At 57.6% G+C, this 15,439-nt stretch carries 18 protein-coding genes; 8 read left to right on the top strand and 10 right to left on the bottom strand.

Annotated elements, in window-relative coordinates:
- Positions 1-121: 121 nt before the first annotated feature.
- The 5 genes from EH164_RS16815 (at position 122) to EH164_RS16795 (ending at position 5,879) form a co-directional block, all read left to right on the top strand.
- The gene (locus EH164_RS16815) at positions 122-373 is read left to right on the top strand and encodes a hypothetical protein (RefSeq protein ID WP_023478273.1); all 252 of its coding nucleotides are present in this window, start codon (positions 122-124) and stop codon (positions 371-373) included.
- Positions 370-588: a hypothetical protein gene (locus tag EH164_RS16810; protein ID WP_023478265.1), complete on the top strand. Its 219-nt coding sequence runs from the start codon at positions 370-372 to the stop codon at positions 586-588. The genes EH164_RS16815 and EH164_RS16810 overlap by 4 nt, the downstream gene beginning before the upstream one ends.
- A gap of 214 nt (positions 589-802) precedes the next feature.
- Positions 803-1,882: a LacI family DNA-binding transcriptional regulator gene (locus tag EH164_RS16805; RefSeq protein WP_124969375.1), complete on the top strand. Its 1,080-nt coding sequence runs from the start codon at positions 803-805 to the stop codon at positions 1,880-1,882.
- Positions 1,883-1,985: 103 nt separating this feature from the next.
- On the top strand, positions 1,986-5,057 hold the full coding sequence (locus EH164_RS16800; protein WP_124969373.1) for a beta-galactosidase: 3,072 nt from the start codon (positions 1,986-1,988) through the stop codon (positions 5,055-5,057).
- Between the two features lie 105 nt (positions 5,058-5,162).
- On the top strand, positions 5,163-5,879 hold the full coding sequence (locus EH164_RS16795) for a GntR family transcriptional regulator (RefSeq protein ID WP_042712883.1): 717 nt from the start codon (positions 5,163-5,165) through the stop codon (positions 5,877-5,879).
- 1 nt (position 5,880) lies between these two features.
- On the opposite strand, the gene EH164_RS16790 is transcribed toward EH164_RS16795, so the two are convergent.
- The gene (locus tag EH164_RS16790) at positions 5,881-7,080 is read right to left on the bottom strand and encodes an enolase C-terminal domain-like protein (RefSeq protein WP_124969371.1); all 1,200 of its coding nucleotides are present in this window, start codon (positions 7,078-7,080) and stop codon (positions 5,881-5,883) included.
- A 277-nt stretch (positions 7,081-7,357) separates the two neighbouring features.
- On the opposite strand from EH164_RS16790, the gene EH164_RS16785 reads away from it, so the two are divergent.
- Positions 7,358-8,728, top strand: a complete 1,371-nt coding sequence (locus tag EH164_RS16785; protein ID WP_124969369.1) for a PTS transporter subunit EIIC — start codon at positions 7,358-7,360, stop codon at positions 8,726-8,728.
- A 1-nt stretch (position 8,729) separates the two neighbouring features.
- Here EH164_RS16785 and EH164_RS16780 read toward each other — a convergent pair whose 3' ends face one another.
- Genes EH164_RS16780 through EH164_RS16765 form a run of 4 tightly spaced genes read right to left on the bottom strand, consistent with a single transcriptional unit; the run spans position 8,730 to position 12,031 of the window.
- On the bottom strand, positions 8,730-9,389 hold the full coding sequence (locus tag EH164_RS16780) for a methionine ABC transporter permease (RefSeq protein ID WP_164483653.1): 660 nt from the start codon (positions 9,387-9,389) through the stop codon (positions 8,730-8,732).
- On the bottom strand, positions 9,386-10,177 hold the full coding sequence (locus EH164_RS16775; RefSeq protein ID WP_124969365.1) for a methionine ABC transporter ATP-binding protein: 792 nt from the start codon (positions 10,175-10,177) through the stop codon (positions 9,386-9,388). The genes EH164_RS16780 and EH164_RS16775 overlap by 4 nt, the downstream gene beginning before the upstream one ends.
- On the bottom strand, positions 10,174-10,980 hold the full coding sequence (locus EH164_RS16770) for a MetQ/NlpA family ABC transporter substrate-binding protein (protein WP_124969363.1): 807 nt from the start codon (positions 10,978-10,980) through the stop codon (positions 10,174-10,176). Before EH164_RS16770 ends, EH164_RS16775 begins: the two co-directional genes overlap by 4 nt.
- A gap of 22 nt (positions 10,981-11,002) precedes the next feature.
- Complete coding sequence (locus EH164_RS16765; RefSeq protein WP_124969361.1) at positions 11,003-12,031, bottom strand: isopenicillin N synthase family oxygenase; 1,029 nt, start codon at positions 12,029-12,031, stop codon at positions 11,003-11,005.
- Positions 12,032-12,293: 262 nt separating this feature from the next.
- Here EH164_RS16765 and EH164_RS16760 point away from each other — a divergent pair, with 262 nt between their 5' ends.
- Both EH164_RS16760 and ykgO read left to right on the top strand, forming a co-directional pair.
- Positions 12,294-12,554 carry a type B 50S ribosomal protein L31 gene (locus EH164_RS16760; RefSeq protein WP_124969359.1) on the top strand — a complete coding sequence of 87 codons (261 nt, stop codon included), beginning with the start codon at positions 12,294-12,296 and terminating at the stop codon, positions 12,552-12,554.
- A 3-nt stretch (positions 12,555-12,557) separates the two neighbouring features.
- The gene (gene ykgO, locus EH164_RS16755; RefSeq protein ID WP_023478279.1) at positions 12,558-12,698 is read left to right on the top strand and encodes a type B 50S ribosomal protein L36; all 141 of its coding nucleotides are present in this window, start codon (positions 12,558-12,560) and stop codon (positions 12,696-12,698) included.
- On the opposite strand, the gene EH164_RS16750 is transcribed toward ykgO, so the two are convergent.
- The 5 genes from EH164_RS16750 to tomB form a co-directional block, all read right to left on the bottom strand.
- Positions 12,695-13,396: a GNAT family N-acetyltransferase gene (locus EH164_RS16750; protein ID WP_124969357.1), complete on the bottom strand. Its 702-nt coding sequence runs from the start codon at positions 13,394-13,396 to the stop codon at positions 12,695-12,697. The genes ykgO and EH164_RS16750 overlap by 4 nt on opposite strands.
- Before the next feature lie 133 nt (positions 13,397-13,529).
- Positions 13,530-14,033, bottom strand: a complete 504-nt coding sequence (locus EH164_RS16745; RefSeq protein ID WP_023478286.1) for a YlaC family protein — start codon at positions 14,031-14,033, stop codon at positions 13,530-13,532.
- 100 nt (positions 14,034-14,133) lie between these two features.
- The gene (gene maa, locus EH164_RS16740) at positions 14,134-14,703 is read right to left on the bottom strand and encodes a maltose O-acetyltransferase (RefSeq protein WP_124969355.1); all 570 of its coding nucleotides are present in this window, start codon (positions 14,701-14,703) and stop codon (positions 14,134-14,136) included.
- Between the two features lie 75 nt (positions 14,704-14,778).
- On the bottom strand, positions 14,779-14,997 hold the full coding sequence (locus EH164_RS16735; RefSeq protein ID WP_023478287.1) for an HHA domain-containing protein: 219 nt from the start codon (positions 14,995-14,997) through the stop codon (positions 14,779-14,781).
- Positions 14,998-15,020: 23 nt separating this feature from the next.
- Positions 15,021-15,395: an Hha toxicity modulator TomB gene (gene tomB / locus EH164_RS16730; RefSeq protein WP_023478264.1), complete on the bottom strand. Its 375-nt coding sequence runs from the start codon at positions 15,393-15,395 to the stop codon at positions 15,021-15,023.
- Positions 15,396-15,439: the final 44 nt, after the last annotated feature.

Genomic DNA, 15,439 nt, shown 5'->3' with positions numbered 1-15,439 from the left:
TTTCTCGTGCAAATTATTTATGGGGTATTTCGGCTTGTTATATTTCTGAAATATATTTGTGGATCGACCACCTAAGTTCGTGTATTAATTAGCGTGTTTATTCACACCAGAAGGGATAATCATGACCAGCGCTGTATTAAACGTAAGAATTGATGAAGCGTTAAAAGAGAAACTTCGCCATTATGCTGAAGTCAACAATGAGAATTTAGGTTCGGCGACGCAAAAGCTTCTCCTGCTGGCGTTTGAGGCAGTGGAAGAGGAGAGCGTATCGGAGGAAGAGGTCGACAGCCAGCACACGGAAGAAGAGAGCGCAACGCCACTTACAACCAAAGAAATCAAAGCACTACGCAAACTTCTGAAGAAGAGAAAATGAACCAACAACTGCTTTCCATCGCCCACAGTTACCGTGAAGCGTGCGAGCTGCTGCGCTCAGGGTTCGTTAAACAAGTTCGTCTGGACTGGAATATTGGCACAGATGAGTTCTTTCGCATTGCATCGGACTGGTGTGATGCTGGCGCTAAAATTAAAAAAGAAGGGAACAGCTTTATTATTTCACTGAAAGGATTCCCCATTCCCCGCCAGCAGTAACACACTTGTCATGAAACCATCATTTTAATTGCAAATAAAAGTGTGATGATGGTTCAAATAATAACAGCAACCATCTCAATAAAGCATTAAGGATGATGTTTACGGCGAGCCGTTTGTGGCTCGTCGTTATTTCTTTTTGCTTGCCGTCACCGCGCGCAGGCAACGGGCGATGAAGCGGGTATACTGCCTAAAATTCGCAGTGGCCCGGAAGCTTATGAAAACCATCACTCTCTATGATGTCGCCCGCCATGCCGGCGTCTCTTACCAGACCGTCTCCCGCGTGATCAACGATGCGGCCCATGTCTCTGCGCGTACCCGTGAAAAGGTGCAGGCGGCGATGGCGGCGCTGCACTATGTACCCAACCGCGGCGCGCAGCAGCTGGCGGGAAAACGCAGCAAAACCCTCGGCTTAGTGACCACCGATCTGGCATTGCATGCGCCGTCGCAAATCGCTTCGGCGGTCAAGAGCCGCGCCGGGCAGGCGGGAGCCAGCGTGATGATCTCAATGGTTGAACAGCACGATGCACAAAGCTGCGCGGCGGCATTGCAGGAGCTGCTGGCGCAAAGGGTTGAAGGGGTGCTGATTAACGTCCCGCTCGACGATGCGCTGGCGCAACAACTGGCGGCGCAGGCAGCACCGGTGCCGGTGCTGTTTCTCGATGTCAGCGACACGGCGTCGGTCAACAGCCTGGTGTTTGATGCCGCTCAGGGCGCGCGCCTCGGGGTTGAGCACTTGCGGGCGTTGGGCCACCAGCGCATTGCGCTGCTCGGTGGGCCGGAGAGCTCGGTTTCGGCACGCGCCCGCTTTAGCGGCTGGCTGGCGGCGCTGGAGGAAGCAAAGCTGTCTCCCTTCGCCTGCGCGCACGGTGACTGGAGCGCGGCCTCCGGGTTTGAAAAGGCGCAGCGCTTGCTGGCCGGGCCGCAACTGCCGCAGGCGGTACTGGTGGCAAACGATCAGATGGCACTTGGCGTACTGCGCGCCTGCGCGGCAAAAGGCATTGCCGTCCCGGAGCAGATTTCGGTGGTCGGTTATGACGATACCGACGACAGCGCCTGGTTTTCGCCACCGCTCACCACCGTGCGCCAGGCCTTCAAAGAGGCGGGCGCGCGTAGCGTTGACTGGCTGCTGGATAACCAGGCGCAGGGCGACGGCTTTTGCCAGATACGCCTGCCGGTCACTCTGGTCGGGCGCTACTCCAGCGCGCCGCTGTCGCAGCAAAAAGAGAGCGGTGAAGCGCTGGCCCGGCGTCTGCAACAGCTGGCGGAGCAGGTGGCTTTACTCCATCGCCGCTAAGCTTTTGTGATCCTCTTCGCTTTCAGCCGCTCTGCACCTTTACCTGCGGCCCGGTTTGCGCCATTGTGCTAAAAATTGTGAGCGCTTCGCAAAAGAGGTTGTTATGCCATCCACCCTTGCTTCACTACTCTCCCGCCGCGACTGGGAAAACCCGGTTGTTACCCACTGGCATCGCCTGGCGGCGCATGCTCCGATGCGCAGCTGGCGCGATGAAACCGCCGCGCGCGATGAAGCAGACTCCACAGCGCATCGCTCGTTGAATGGGATCTGGCAGTTTAGTTTTTTCGCCTCACCGGAAGCGGTGCCTGAGCAGTGGCTGGAGCAGGATTGCGCCGATGCTGTGGCAATGCCGGTGCCCTCCAACTGGCAGATGCAGGGCTTCGATACGCCCATCTATACCAATGTGACCTATCCGATCCCCGTTAATCCACCGTTCGTTCCGCAGCAGAATCCAACCGGTTGTTACTCGCTCACATTTAACATGGACGCCGAGGCAATCGCCGGGGGGCAGACGCGGATTGTGTTTGACGGCGTCAATTCAGCTTTTCATCTCTGGTGCAACGGGCAGTGGGTTGGTTACTCGCAGGATAGCCGCCTGCCGGCGGAGTTCGATCTCAGCGCGGTGCTGCGCGCAGGTGAAAACCGCCTGGCGGTGATGGTGCTGCGCTGGTGCGACGGCAGCTATCTCGAAGATCAGGATATGTGGCGCATGAGCGGCATCTTCCGCGACGTCTCGCTGCAACACAAACCGGCGCTGCACATTGCTGATTACCACTACACCACTGCGCTCAACGCGGAGTTTACCCGCGCAAGCGTGCAGGTGACGGTGGAACTGGCAGGGGAGTTTGCCGGATCGCGCGTGGCGGCGGTGTTGTGGCGCAATGGCGAAAAGATCGCCTCTGGCGAACAGACGCCCGGCAGCGCGGTGGTCGATGAGCGCGGCAACTGGGCGGAGCGCCTGAGCCTGTCGCTGCCGGTTGAGTCGCCGCTGCTGTGGAGCGCGGAGACGCCGAACCTCTATCGCCTGACGCTGACCCTTTACGATGCGCAGGGCAGTTGTGTCGAAGCCGAAGCCTGCGATGTCGGTTTCCGCCACGTTGAGATCCACCAGGGTTTATTGAAACTTAACGGTCAGCCGCTGCTGATTCGCGGCGTTAACCGCCACGAGCACCATCCGGAACACGGCCAGGCGGTGGATGAAGCGACCATGCGGCGCGATATTGAGCTGATGAAGCAGCACAACTTCAACGCCGTGCGCTGCTCCCACTACCCTAATCACCCGCTCTGGTACCGCCTCTGCGATCGCTACGGTCTCTACGTGGTGGATGAGGCCAATATTGAAACGCACGGCATGGTGCCGATGAGCCGCCTGGCGGACGATCCGCGCTGGCTACCGGCGATGAGCGAGCGCGTGACGCGCATGGTGCAGCGCGACCGCAACCATCCGTCGATCATCATCTGGTCGCTGGGCAATGAATCCGGGCATGGCGCGAACCACGATGCGCTGTACCGCTGGCTGAAGAGCACCGACCCAACGCGCCCGGTGCAGTACGAAGGGGGTGGGGCGAACAGCGCGGCGACGGATATCATCTGCCCGATGTATTCCCGCGTCGACCAGGATCAGCCCTTCCCGGCCGTACCAAAATGGTCGATCAAAAAGTGGATCGGCATGCCCAATGAGACCCGGCCGCTGATCCTCTGTGAATATGCCCATGCGATGGGCAACAGCTTTGGCGGTTTCGCCAAATACTGGCAGGCGTTTCGCGCCGCGCCGCGTTTGCAGGGCGGTTTTGTCTGGGACTGGGTTGACCAGGCGCTGACAAAAATGGGCGCAGACGGGGAGCCTTTCTGGGCCTACGGCGGCGATTTTGGCGATACGCCGAACGACCGGCAGTTCTGCATGAACGGGCTGGTTTTCCCGGATCGTACCCCGCATCCGGCGCTGTTCGAAGCGCAGCGCGCGCAGCAGTTCTTCCAGTTCTCTCTGCTTAGCTCTTCACCGCTGACCATTGAAGTGACCAGCGAATACCTGTTCCGCACCAGCGATAATGAAGTGCTGCGCTGGCGCATTGAGCGCGACGGCGAGGTGCTGGCGCAGGGCGAAACCGCGCTGGTCATTGCGCCGCAGGGCAAGGTGCAGATCGCGCTTGACCTGCCGGAGCTGGCCGCCGCGCCGGGCGAAGTGTGGCTCAACGTCGAGGTTTACCAGCGCGAGGCGACGGCCTGGTCTGCGGCCTGGCATCGTTGCGCCTGGGATCAGTGGCGCTTGCCTGCACCGCTCTGGGTTGCGTTGCCTGATAAACAGAGCGAGCGACCGACGCTCGAGGTCAGTGATGAAACCTACACCGTTAAGCAGGGCAACCAGCGCTGGGCCTTCTGCCGCCAAAGCGGCAATCTGATGCAGTGGTGGCGCGACGGGCAGGAGACATTGCTGACACCAGTAACCGACTGCTTTGCCCGCGCACCGCTCGATAACGATATCGGCGTCAGTGAAGTGACGCGCATCGATCCTAATGCCTGGGTGGAGCGCTGGAAAGCGGCGGGAATGTACGATCTGCACGCCGAGCTGTTGAGCTTTGAGGTGCAGGAGAGCGCACAAGAGGTAACGCTGCGCACGGTGCACCGCTGGATCGGTGCCGGGAAAAGCGCCTTTATCAGCGAGAAAACGTGGCGGATTGACAGGACCGGCGGGTTACAGGCTGATATTGAGGTGGTGGTGGCGAATGATATTCCGCCACCGGCGCGCATCGGGCTGGTGTGTCAGTTGGCTGAGCGCCCGGCAGAGGTGAGCTGGCTCGGTCTTGGCCCTCATGAAAACTACCCGGACCGTAAACTCGCGGCCTGCCAGGGGCGCTGGACGCAGCCGCTGGCGGCGCTGCATACGCCCTATATCTTCCCCGGCGAAAATGGCCTGCGCTGCGATACCCGGCTGTTGCAGTGTGGCGCGCATCAGCTGGAGGGGCGGTTCCACTTCTCCCTCGGCTGCTACAGCGACACTCAACTGCGGGAGACGACGCACCACCATCTGCTGCGCGAAGAGGCGGGCTGCTGGCTGCACCTTGACGCCTTCCATATGGGCGTCGGCGGGGATGACTCCTGGAGCCCGAGCGTCTCGCCGGAGTTTATTTTGCAGGAGGAGCGAGTGCGTTACCGCTTGCGCTGGCAGCAGGCGTAAATGCCGGTTCCGCGCCGGGCATGTTGTTCCCGCATGACATCGGGTATCTTTACCGGTCTGAGGCTATAACATGCGCCGGTGGCGGTTCGCGTTGGGAAGGGGTGGATGAAGAAAAAAGAGTTTGTCACGCAGGATCTGCTCAGCAAAATTTACCAGAACAGCGCGCCAGGCCCGCGCAAACTCCCCCCGGAGCGGCAGCTGGCGCAGGAGTATGGCGTGTCGCGCTTCACCATCCGCCAGGCGCTGGAGAAGCTTGCCAGCATTGGCGTGGTGCGCATTGTGCAGGGCTCCGGCATCTGGATTAATGAACAGGCGCGCAACAACCCGCTGGTCTACAACTCAATCACCGAGAAGCGCTTCGATCAGATCCGCTTTCGCATGGTAAGCCTGCATAAGAAGCGGCCGAACCGCGATGAGCAGCAGATCTTTGGCCTGAGCGATGAGAGCTTTATCTGGCAGTTTTGCCGCCTGCGCTTTGTTGACGAGCAGGCGGTGCAGATTGAGATTTCACGTATGCCGGTGGAGGGTTTTGCCGATCTCAATCAACAGGTAATTGAGCGCTCATTGCAGCAGTATGTATTAAGCAAGGGGTATCAGATTTCCCACCTGCTCACCACCTACCGGGCGGTGAACGTCAGCCGCGAACAGGCCGCGCTGCTCGGCTGTAAAAAGGGCAGCCCGGCGATGCATATCAGCAATCGCGGCATTCTTGAGGGCGGCCAGGTCTACGAGATCAGCGACATTATCGATATCAACTACAGCTGTACCTATGTCATCCCGCATAACCGCGAAAACCTGACCTTCCGCCAGGGCGGCGGCTGAGTTACGGCGTGTGCAGGGTGCCGTCGGTGAGGCGGCTCTGCGTCCACTCGTGCGGGCGGTAGGTGACGGGCCAGGCGCGCGCCTCCTCTTCATTAAACCCAACGCTGATGCCCGGTTTCTCCGGCGCATAGACAAAGCCGGCTTTCACCTGCGGCGCACCGGGGAAAACCGCATCCGTGGTGGCGGAGCGCGGGATATACTCCTGAATCGCGGCGTTATGCAGATGGATATTGAGATGGGTATTGACCGCCACCGCGATGGGCGTCATATCGCCCGGGCCGTGCCAGGCCAGGCGCACGCCGAAGGCCTGACAGAACACCGCCAGCTTCAGCGCCGGGGTGATGCCGCCAAGCTGCGAAATATGGCAGCGGATAAAGTCGATGCGGCGGTTCACAATCAGATCGTGCCACTCCGCCGGGTTGTTAAACAGCTCGCCCATCGCCAGCGGCGCGCTGCTGTGCTGGCGCACCTGATCGAGCCAGCCGCTCTGCGCGGGCGGCAGAATATCCTCAATAAAGTAGGGCTGATAAGGCTCAAGCTGCTTCGCCAGCTGCACCGCCTGCTGCGGGAAGAGGCGCTCATGCACGTCATGCAGAATATGCAGGCTGTCGCCATACTTCTCGCGCAGCGCTTTAAACATGGCGACGGTGTTGCGCATATACTCCTGCTGGTCGAAATAGGCACCCGGCGTCGGGTTTTCCGGCGTTTGCAGCTGCGAAGGCGTACCGCCATAAAAACCGAGCTGGCAGCGCACATGCCGATACCCCTGCGCAACAAGCTTATCAACCGACTCGAAGAGTTCGGCGAGGGTCTCACCGCTGGCGTGGCTGTAAGCGGCGATAGCATCGCGGGACTTCCCACCCAACAGCTGATAGAGCGGCATTCCGGCGAGCTGGCCTTTGATATCCCACAGTGCCATATCAACACCGGAGATGGCGTTATTAAGGATCGGGCCGTTACGCCAGTAGGCGTTGACGCTCATCATCTGCCACAGATCTTCAATGTTATTGGCATCGCGACCAATCAGCAGCGGCTTCAGGTACTCATCCACCACCGTTTTGACCGCCAGCGGGCGCTGCTGAAAGGTCGCACAGCCGTGGCCGATGACACCTTTATCGGTTGTTACCCGCACGACGACCAGGTTATGCCTGTCGGGACGGGTAATAAAACAGTCGATATTCTGGATAAGCGTTGGCGTCACGGGAACTCCTTTACAGCGAAATATAAGCGGGGAATGGCCACTATCTTCACCCTAATTTCGCCGCGAGGTAAACGCTTTTTTCGAATAAATATTTTGGTCAGCTTTCCCCTCTTAATGTAATTAAAAACCAGACCAATTTGCGCTTTGTTGCGTTAATGAATGCTTGATAGCAGCAAAGTGTGACGGATTTCATATTTTATTGGTTTGTTTTGCTTTCGGCATTTCTCTACCCTTGTTAGCAATCACTAAAACAACAACACATCCGGCAGGAGTTTTTATGGGCACGCAAGAAGCCATCACCAATATTATTCGCCTGGTGGGCGGGCGGGATAATATTCATAACGTCTGGCACTGTATGACGCGCCTGCGCTTCTCGCTGGTGGATGACAATAAAGTGGAGCAGGCGGAGATTAAAAAAGTGCCCGGCGTGCTGGGCGCGCAGCTGCAAAGCGATCAGTTCCAGATTGTGATTGGCCCGCAGGTTAACAGCTGGTACGAACAGCTTCTCGCCGCGCTGGGCGACGCGCCCGTAGCGCCGACCGCGAAAGAGAAGGGGCGCAAAAGCCTGGTGTCGCTGTTTATGGATACGGTCTCCGGCGTCTTTGGGCCGATTGTGCCCGCCATTGCCGGGGCGGGGATGATCAAAGGGCTGCTGGCCGGGCTGATTGCCCTCAATGTCATCTCGGCGAAAAGCGATACGGTGATCGTTATCGATCTGATTGCCAGCGGCGTCTTCTACTTCCTGCCCTTTTTCCTTGCGGTCTCGGCGGCAAAAATATTCAAGACCAATGAATATCTGGCGGCAGCGGTCGCGGCCTGCCTGATGTACCCCTCGCTTATCGAGGCGGCAAAAGCGCTGGCGGCGCATCAGGAGGGGGCGGTCAGCGCCTTCTGGCTGCTTAACGCCATCCCGGTTTCCGTCTTTAACTACTCGGCAAGCGTGATCCCGGTGATCTTCTCGGTGCTGGCGCTTAGCTATATCCATCGCTGGGTGGACAGCATTATGCCGGAGGTGCTGAAGACCGTCTTTACGCCAACATTGACGCTGTTCCTCGGTGCGCTGGCGGCGCTGGTGGTGATTGGCCCCATCGGCATCTGGCTCGGCAAAGGGCTGGCGCTGTTTATTGAAGGGCTGTTCAGTATCTCGGCCAGCTTCGCCGGGCTGGTGGTGGGGGCGATTCGCCCGGTGGCGATCCTCACCGGCATGCACCATGCCATGACGCCGATTGCGCTGCAAAACTTCAGCGATCGCGGGTATGACATGCTGATGCCGATGATGTTTATGGCCAATATGGCGATTGCAGGCTCAACCTTTGCCATCTGGCGCTTGAGTAAAGATCGCCAGGAGAAGAGCGTCAGCTTGTCGGCGGCCATTTCGGCGCTGCTCGGCATTACCGAACCGGCGCTGTTTGGTGTCTTAACGCGCTACAAAAAAGCCTTTATCGCCGCCACCGTCGCCAGTTCCCTGGCTTCGGCGTTTATCGCCTTCTTCGGCGTGCGGCTCTACGGCTATATTTTGTCGAGCATCTTCAGCCTGCCAGCCTACATTGGCCCCTACTTTATCTTTGCGCTGTCGGGGGTGGCGATTGCGCTGGTGCTCTCCTTTGCGCTCACCACGCTGCTGCTGGCGAAAGAGGCGCAAAAGTAACTTAACGTCGGTGCGCCAGGCGGCGCACCAGCCTCTCTCCTGCCATCTGTACGCCCTGTACCAGCACCACCAGGATCACCACCGTTCCAACCATCACCTGATCGTTAAAGCGTTGATAACCGTAGCGGATGGCGAGATCGCCCAGTCCGCCGCCGCCAATGACTCCCGCCATCGATGAGAAACCAATCAGCATCACCACCGTTAGCGTAATGCTCGCCAGCAGCGAGGGGAGCGCTTCGGGCAGCAGCGCTTTGCCAATCACATGCCACAGATTGCCACCCATTGAGAGGATCGCTTCGATACGGCCATACTCCACCTCATCAAGGGCGTTTTCCGTTAAGCGCGCAAAGAAGGGAAAGGCGCCGATGGTGATCGGCACAATCGCCGCCGTGCTGCCCAGCGTGGTACCGATCAACAGGCGCGTGAAGGGGATCAGCGCAATCAGCAGCACAATAAAGGGCAGTGAGCGGCCGACATTGACGATGCTGCCGAGTACGGCATTCAGCGTCGGCATCGGTGCCAGGCCATTGCGGCGCGAGATAAATAACAACACGCCAAGCGGCAGGCCAATCAGCACGGTAAAGAGCGCCGCCAGCCCGACCATATAGAGCGTCTCCAGCGTGCCGTTCGCCAGCAGCGGCCAGAGTTCGTCCCAGCTCATGCCACCACGCATAATGGCCTCCCGTTAAAACCGTGGCGGGCAAGAAACGCCTGCTCGCTTTGCGGATCGTGTAACAGCGACTGACGCAGTTTTGATCGCGGCGTCATCAGCAGATCGGCGATTTTGCCATGCTCAATCAGCTCGCCATCCTCCAGCAGCGCCGCGTGATCGCAGAGGGTTTTCACCACCTCCAGCTCATGGGTGATCAGCACAATCGTCAGATTCAGCTTCTGGTTGATATCGGCCAGCAGCGATAGCACCGAAGCGGTGGTTTGCGGATCGAGGGCACTGGTCGCTTCATCGCACAATAGCACCTGCGGCCGGGTAGCCAGCGCGCGGGCGATGCCAACGCGCTGCTTCTGTCCGCCGGAAAGCTGCGAAGGGTAAGCGTGCGATTTGTCGCTCAACCCCACCAGCCACAGCAACTCTTCGATGCGTGACTGGCGCTGCGCTTTCGGCACGCCTGCAATCTCCAGCGGCACGGCGATGTTTTGCGCCACCGTGCGCGCATGAAGGAGGTTGAAGTGCTGGAAAATCATGCCGGTACGCAGGCGGTGCGCGCGCAGCCCGGCGTTATCAAGCCGGGTGATGTCGCAGCCGTCGACGATAATGCGGCCCGCCGTGGGCCGCTCCAGCAGATTAAGGCAGCGGATCAGCGTGCTTTTTCCCGCACCGCTGCGCCCGAGGATGCCGTAGATCGCCCCCTTCGGTACGTGCAGCGAGAGATCCTTTAATGCCGGTCGGCCTGTTCCGGCATAGATTTTACTCAGCCCTTCGATGGCAATCATGACTGCGGCGCAACCGGGATCACCGAACCGTGATAACGCTTGCGAATAAACTCGGCCACCTGCGGTGAGGTGAGATCTTTAGCCAGCGCTTTGATGCGCGGATCGTTGGCAAGCTGTGGCGTGGTGACCAGAATATTGGCGTAGGGGTTATGCTCCGCGCTCTCCAGCCCCAGCGCATCTTTTGCCGGGGTTAGCCCCGCTTCCAGCGCATAGTTGCCGTTGATCACTGCCAAATCGACATCATCCAGCGAGCGCGGGATCTGCGGGGATTCGATCTCAAGGATCTTCAGGTGTTTCGGGTTTTCAGCAATGTTTTTCGGCGTCGCCTGGGTGGTGGCCGGATCGGTAAATTTAGCGTCGAGTTTTATCAACCCCTGGCTTTGCAGCAGAAACAGCGCGCGACTCAGGTTGGTGGGGTTATTGGGTACGGCAACGGTGGCGTTATCCGGCAGTGAAGTAAAGTTTTTGTATTTGCGCGAGTAGATGCCAAGCGGCTCGATATGCACCGTCGCCGCCACGGCAAACGGCTTACCCAGCACCTTTTCCTGATCTTTCAGATAGGGCAGGTGCTGGAAGTAGTTGGCGTCGACGTCGCCATTCGCCAGCAGCTCGTTGGCATTGGCACCGTTGCTCAGCTCGACGATTTGCAGATCGAGTTTCGGATCGAGGGTTTTAATGTAGTTAAGGATCTCGGCGTGCGGCACCGGGTCGGCGGCGACACGTAAGGGAGCGGCCTGGGCGGCGAAGCCCGCCAGCGAGAGAGACAGCGCGGCACCTGCCAGCGTCAATGCGACATATTTCATGGTGTATTCCTTGTAGTTAGGGTCAGGCGATCAGCTGTTCTGTGCGGTTACGCAGCACATCGCGGTAGTAACGTTCCGCCACGTCCGGGTGGGATCGCAGTCGGCCTTTCAGGTAGTTCCAGCCCACATCGCGCAGCAGCGGGTTGAGCGGATCGCTCTCCGGCCCGCGCGCCTCCTGTGCCAGATGAGGGGGGAGGGTGTAGAGCGGCACATTGGCTTCCAGCTGTGCGCCGAGGAAAAAAGCGATGGAGAGCCGCTCGCGATTGGCCGGCGGGGAAACCACCCGGTGCACCGTGGCGCGCAGATAACCATTGGTCGCCAGCTCCAGCAGTTCGCCGATATTGACCACGAAGCTGCCAGCTCGCGGCGCGGCGTCGATCCAGCGATCGGGCGCGACCTCCACCTGTAACCCTTTTTGCTCATCCTGCAGCAGGAAGCTGAGGAAACCGGAATCTTTGTGCGCCCCGACGCCCTGCGCGCTCTGCGTGGCGTGCTGGCCGGGATAGCGGATCAATTTGATGTGCTCGTTGGGCTTGCTGCCATACAGTTCGTCAAACGCATCGGCGGGAAGTTGCAGCGCTTCGGCAAAGGCGCGCAGCAGGCGCAGCGCCATCGATGTCATGGCGCGCTGCCACTCAAGCAGGGCGGGCTTCAGCGTCGGTAAGGCGTCTGGCCATAAGTTTGGCCCCTGTAACCGCCGCCAGCGCGGATCGCTGTCGCTCAGTAACAGCGCCGGGCGCTCGGCGCCGATATCGAACTGCTCACGCCAGTCCGGCTGGCCGCGGGTGATCTCCGATGCGGCGCGGTTGTAGCCGCGAAAGTGGGGCGAGTGGATCATCGCTACCTGCTCTTTTTGCCCCTCGGTGAGAGCGAAAAAGCGGCGCGCTTCCCGCTGCACGGCATTTTGTAAAGCGTCGTCGACGCCGTGATTAATCAGGTAGAAAAAGCCGATGTCGCGCGCGGCGTGGCGCAGGTCGGCGAGGAAGGCATCGCGTTCAGCGCTGCTGGTGTAACGGGCGAGATCGAGAACCGGTAAGGTGGCTGCGTTCACTGTTTTCTCCGCAAATAGTCGATAAAGGGGGATGTGTCAGGTTCGGGATTGGGCGGCAACAACAACGCATGATCTTCTCCTGTTAGCGGGTTTTTACTCAGCTTGCCTCAGGCGAGAAAATTGAACCAATAACCTTCTTTTCTAATTTATGACCGCGCAGGATCATGTGCTTTTGCGAAAAACGCATAACGCGCGCTGCTTGAAATGGCGAAACATCTCCGATAGACTTTTGTTATGTTATAACAAAACAGATGAGTGAATTATGCGACCTGATATCCATCCCCATTACCGCACCGTGGTGTTTCACGACACCAGCGCCAACGAATACTTCAAAGTGGGTTCGACCATCCGAACGGATCGGGAAATTGAACTGGATGGGGTGAAATATCCCTATATCACCATTGAGGTCTCGTCTGCGTCGCACCCTTACTACACCGGTAAGCAGAAAGTGATCTCCAGTGAAGGCAGCGCGGCACGATTCCAGCAGCGCTATGGCCGGTTCTTTAACGATAAGAAGGCGTAAACCATGCAGGTACTCAATTCATTGCGCAGCGCAAAGCAACGCCACCCTGACTGCCAGATTGTCCGGCGCAAGGGGCGTATCTATGTGATTTGCAAATCGAACCCGCGCTTTAAAGCGGTGCAGGGTAAGAAGAAGAGACGTTAAGCGCGAAGCGATGCCAGCGAAGCGCGCTGCTTGCCGTCGGCGGTAAAGTTATCGGCGGCAAGCCAGCGTTGCAGCGCCTGGTCAACGGCGGGCCACTCGCCATCAATAATCGAAAACCAGTCCGTGTCGCGGTTATGTCCCTTACGCACCATCGCCTGGCGAAAGCGCCCCTCAAACTGGAAGCCTAACCGCAGGGCCGCCTGGCGCGACGGTTCATTCAGACTGTGGCACTTCCACTCATAGCGGCGATAGCCGAGCGTGCTGAAGGCGTAACGCATTAACAGCCAGTGCGCTTCCGTTGACGCTGGCGTGCGGCTCAGCAGCGGCGAAAAATGCACGTGCCCCACCTCCATCACCCCATTCTCAGTATCTATACGCATTAGCGCCAGGCTACCGACCGGTTTGCCGGTGCGCAGATCGATCACCGCAAAATGGATGGGATCGCGCAGCGCACAGTTGCTCTCAACCCAGTGGCGATACTCCGCTTCGTTTTGTTCCGGCTCGCGGGTGAGCCAGGTCCAGCTTCGGTTATCCGGCGCCTGCTGGTGCGCCTGAAACAGCGCGGCAGCATGATCGACGCTGAGCGGTTCGAGGCGGCAGAAACGGCCTTCAAAAGTGAGACGTTGCGGAAAAGGGCGGGGCTGCCAGTCGGGCAGGGCCTCGCCGACAGGTTGTTGAAATTGATTCAGCTGGCTCATCATTTCTCCTTGAGGAGGCGGGTGGCGGTCGGTTTTTATCAGACCACAAATCGCAAAGGAGAGATATTCCTGAAAAAGAGGGAGGAGGGGAGAGAAGAGCGTGCCGCGCGGTCAGGCGCGGCAGCATGCGTGCTTAACCGGCAGAGTGCTGAGCCACCGACGCGGTGGGCTGCGCAGATGCCGGGCGGGTGAGGGTATAAATGTCATAAAACGACAGATCGCCCTTACGCGTTATCATCTTTTCCAACTGGGCTTTCTCTTCAGCGCTGACTTTCGGCGACTGCATAATGGCGTCGATCAGGCTTTGCGGCACAAAGCGCGTGTTATACCACTCGCCGTTGTAGCAGACGCGGAAGTCGAGCACGTCGATATCTTCAAAGTGATAGCGCGGGTAGACATCAAAGAAGAAGAAACCGTTCAGAACGATGAAAAGCACCACCAGCAGCCAGACGGAGCCGATAAGGGTGTCGGACATCAGCATCACCGCCAGGGTCGCAAAGAACGCCAGATACATGCCGATAAACAGACCCGGATGGTTGCGAATAAAACTGATGCTGAAGCGCGGTCGGTTGTCCCGTTTCTCGCGCTGGTTGATCTCTTCAATCGTTTCGGTGAGCAGCCGCTGTATTTCTTTCATCTTGGGCCTTTATTGATACTGATTTGCAGGTGGACACGCTATTTTAAGTTGCCGTCCAGTGTGAAAAAAGTAACAGTTCTGCCACAAAAAAAGATAACAGTTACTGCACGGTTGATTCAGCAAGATGTTTGATAATGCGTGCCGGATTGCCGCCGACCACCACATTAGCAGGTACATCTTTCACCACCACCGCGCCGGAGGCGATTACTGCGTTATCGCCGATGGTAACGCCCGGGTTAATTACCGCGCGTCCGCCAATCCACACATTGTGACCAATGTTAACGGGCTTGCCATATTCCACGCCGCTGTTTCGCTCGACAGGATCAAGCGGATGCGTCGCCGTATAGATATGAACGCCCGGGGCCAGCATGCAGTTATCGCCAATATGAATCGGGCAGACATCCAGCATCACGCAATCGAAATTAGCGTAAAAGCTTTCGCCAAGGAAAATATTGTAACCGTAGTCGCAGCGGAAAGTGGGCTCGATATAGGCCCCTTCACTCTGCCCGAGCAGATCGGCAAGAATCGCTTTACGTTCTGCTTTTTCATCCGGGCTGGAGTGATTGTAACGGTGCAGCAGTTGCCGTGCGCGCAGCCGATCGGCGCGCAGAGTGTCGTCGCCCGCCCGGTAGGGAAGACCGGCGATCATTTTCTGTTTTTCATCATTCATTTTTTAGAGTGTACCTGGTACGGAGGTTGAACGATTGACTGTGGCAGAAATAACATCTCTTAACATTGAGAAGAATTAGCGAACAAATTTCCACACCGACGAGGGGATTTTGTCATAAAGCTTATTCATGGTCAGTTCAGCCAGACGATGATCGGCCGCTGAATAAAACACGGTAAGCTCATCGTCGGTCAGTTCGTATTTATTTTTTTCAATAACGCGTTCAAGCGTATCAATTGATTGGCAGCGCCTTAAACGCATCAAATAATCAATTTTTGTTAATGGTTTTTCGGACATGTCTTCACCTTAGTGTTGAAAAATTAACAAGAGTGACTTACTGGATTCGCCTTGCTTACATTGTCGAAACTGCGAAACAGCTTACCGCCTGTTTTACGCCATTTCTGTAAGTCGTGTGTATTAATACCGTAACTGCTGAACAACATAAACGTGTCATCAAGGTATTCGTCGATCAATTCAATCAGTTTATTATCTTTATCGTGCTTAATTTTATAATTCAGCGCGAAGGTTGCAATATGCTCAATCAGCTCATTTAACTGCAGGTTGATGGCTGATGTGGGGTCGTTAACCCATCCATGATGGCTCTCTTCCAGATTGGCGAGGCACTCCTGGTGCAACGATTCGCAGAGAAATTTAAGCTGCGCAATATCATGCCTTTTCGGCGAGTATTCGTCCATAACGCATCCCCTTCTGAGTGGTAATTTTTTTACTAACCAAAGGC

This window comes from Kosakonia sp. CCTCC M2018092 (assembly GCF_003864115.1).
Taxonomy (GTDB): Bacteria; Pseudomonadota; Gammaproteobacteria; order Enterobacterales; family Enterobacteriaceae; genus Kosakonia; species Kosakonia cowanii.
This window is presented reverse-complemented; position numbering and strand designations above follow the sequence as displayed.

What these genes read in the sequence shown, in the direction of transcription:
- EH164_RS16815 (WP_023478273.1), top strand. Translation starts at nt 122, where the DNA reads ATGACCAGCGCTGTATTAAACGTAAGAATTGATGAAGCGTTAAAAGAG.
- EH164_RS16810 (WP_023478265.1), top strand. Translation starts at nt 370, where the DNA reads ATGAACCAACAACTGCTTTCCATCGCCCACAGTTACCGTGAAGCGTGC.
- EH164_RS16805 (WP_124969375.1), top strand. Translation starts at nt 803, where the DNA reads ATGAAAACCATCACTCTCTATGATGTCGCCCGCCATGCCGGCGTCTCT.
- EH164_RS16800 (WP_124969373.1), top strand. Translation starts at nt 1,986, where the DNA reads ATGCCATCCACCCTTGCTTCACTACTCTCCCGCCGCGACTGGGAAAAC.
- EH164_RS16795 (WP_042712883.1), top strand. Translation starts at nt 5,163, where the DNA reads ATGAAGAAAAAAGAGTTTGTCACGCAGGATCTGCTCAGCAAAATTTAC.
- EH164_RS16785 (WP_124969369.1), top strand. Translation starts at nt 7,358, where the DNA reads ATGGGCACGCAAGAAGCCATCACCAATATTATTCGCCTGGTGGGCGGG.
- EH164_RS16780 (WP_164483653.1), bottom strand. Translation starts at nt 9,389, where the DNA reads ATGAGCTGGGACGAACTCTGGCCGCTGCTGGCGAACGGCACGCTGGAG.
- EH164_RS16775 (WP_124969365.1), bottom strand. Translation starts at nt 10,177, where the DNA reads ATGATTGCCATCGAAGGGCTGAGTAAAATCTATGCCGGAACAGGCCGA.
- EH164_RS16770 (WP_124969363.1), bottom strand. Translation starts at nt 10,980, where the DNA reads ATGAAATATGTCGCATTGACGCTGGCAGGTGCCGCGCTGTCTCTCTCG.
- EH164_RS16760 (WP_124969359.1), top strand. Translation starts at nt 12,294, where the DNA reads ATGCGACCTGATATCCATCCCCATTACCGCACCGTGGTGTTTCACGAC.
- ykgO (WP_023478279.1), top strand. Translation starts at nt 12,558, where the DNA reads ATGCAGGTACTCAATTCATTGCGCAGCGCAAAGCAACGCCACCCTGAC.
- EH164_RS16750 (WP_124969357.1), bottom strand. Translation starts at nt 13,396, where the DNA reads ATGAGCCAGCTGAATCAATTTCAACAACCTGTCGGCGAGGCCCTGCCC.
- EH164_RS16745 (WP_023478286.1), bottom strand. Translation starts at nt 14,033, where the DNA reads ATGAAAGAAATACAGCGGCTGCTCACCGAAACGATTGAAGAGATCAAC.
- maa (WP_124969355.1), bottom strand. Translation starts at nt 14,703, where the DNA reads ATGAATGATGAAAAACAGAAAATGATCGCCGGTCTTCCCTACCGGGCG.
- EH164_RS16735 (WP_023478287.1), bottom strand. Translation starts at nt 14,997, where the DNA reads ATGTCCGAAAAACCATTAACAAAAATTGATTATTTGATGCGTTTAAGG.
- tomB (WP_023478264.1), bottom strand. Translation starts at nt 15,395, where the DNA reads ATGGACGAATACTCGCCGAAAAGGCATGATATTGCGCAGCTTAAATTT.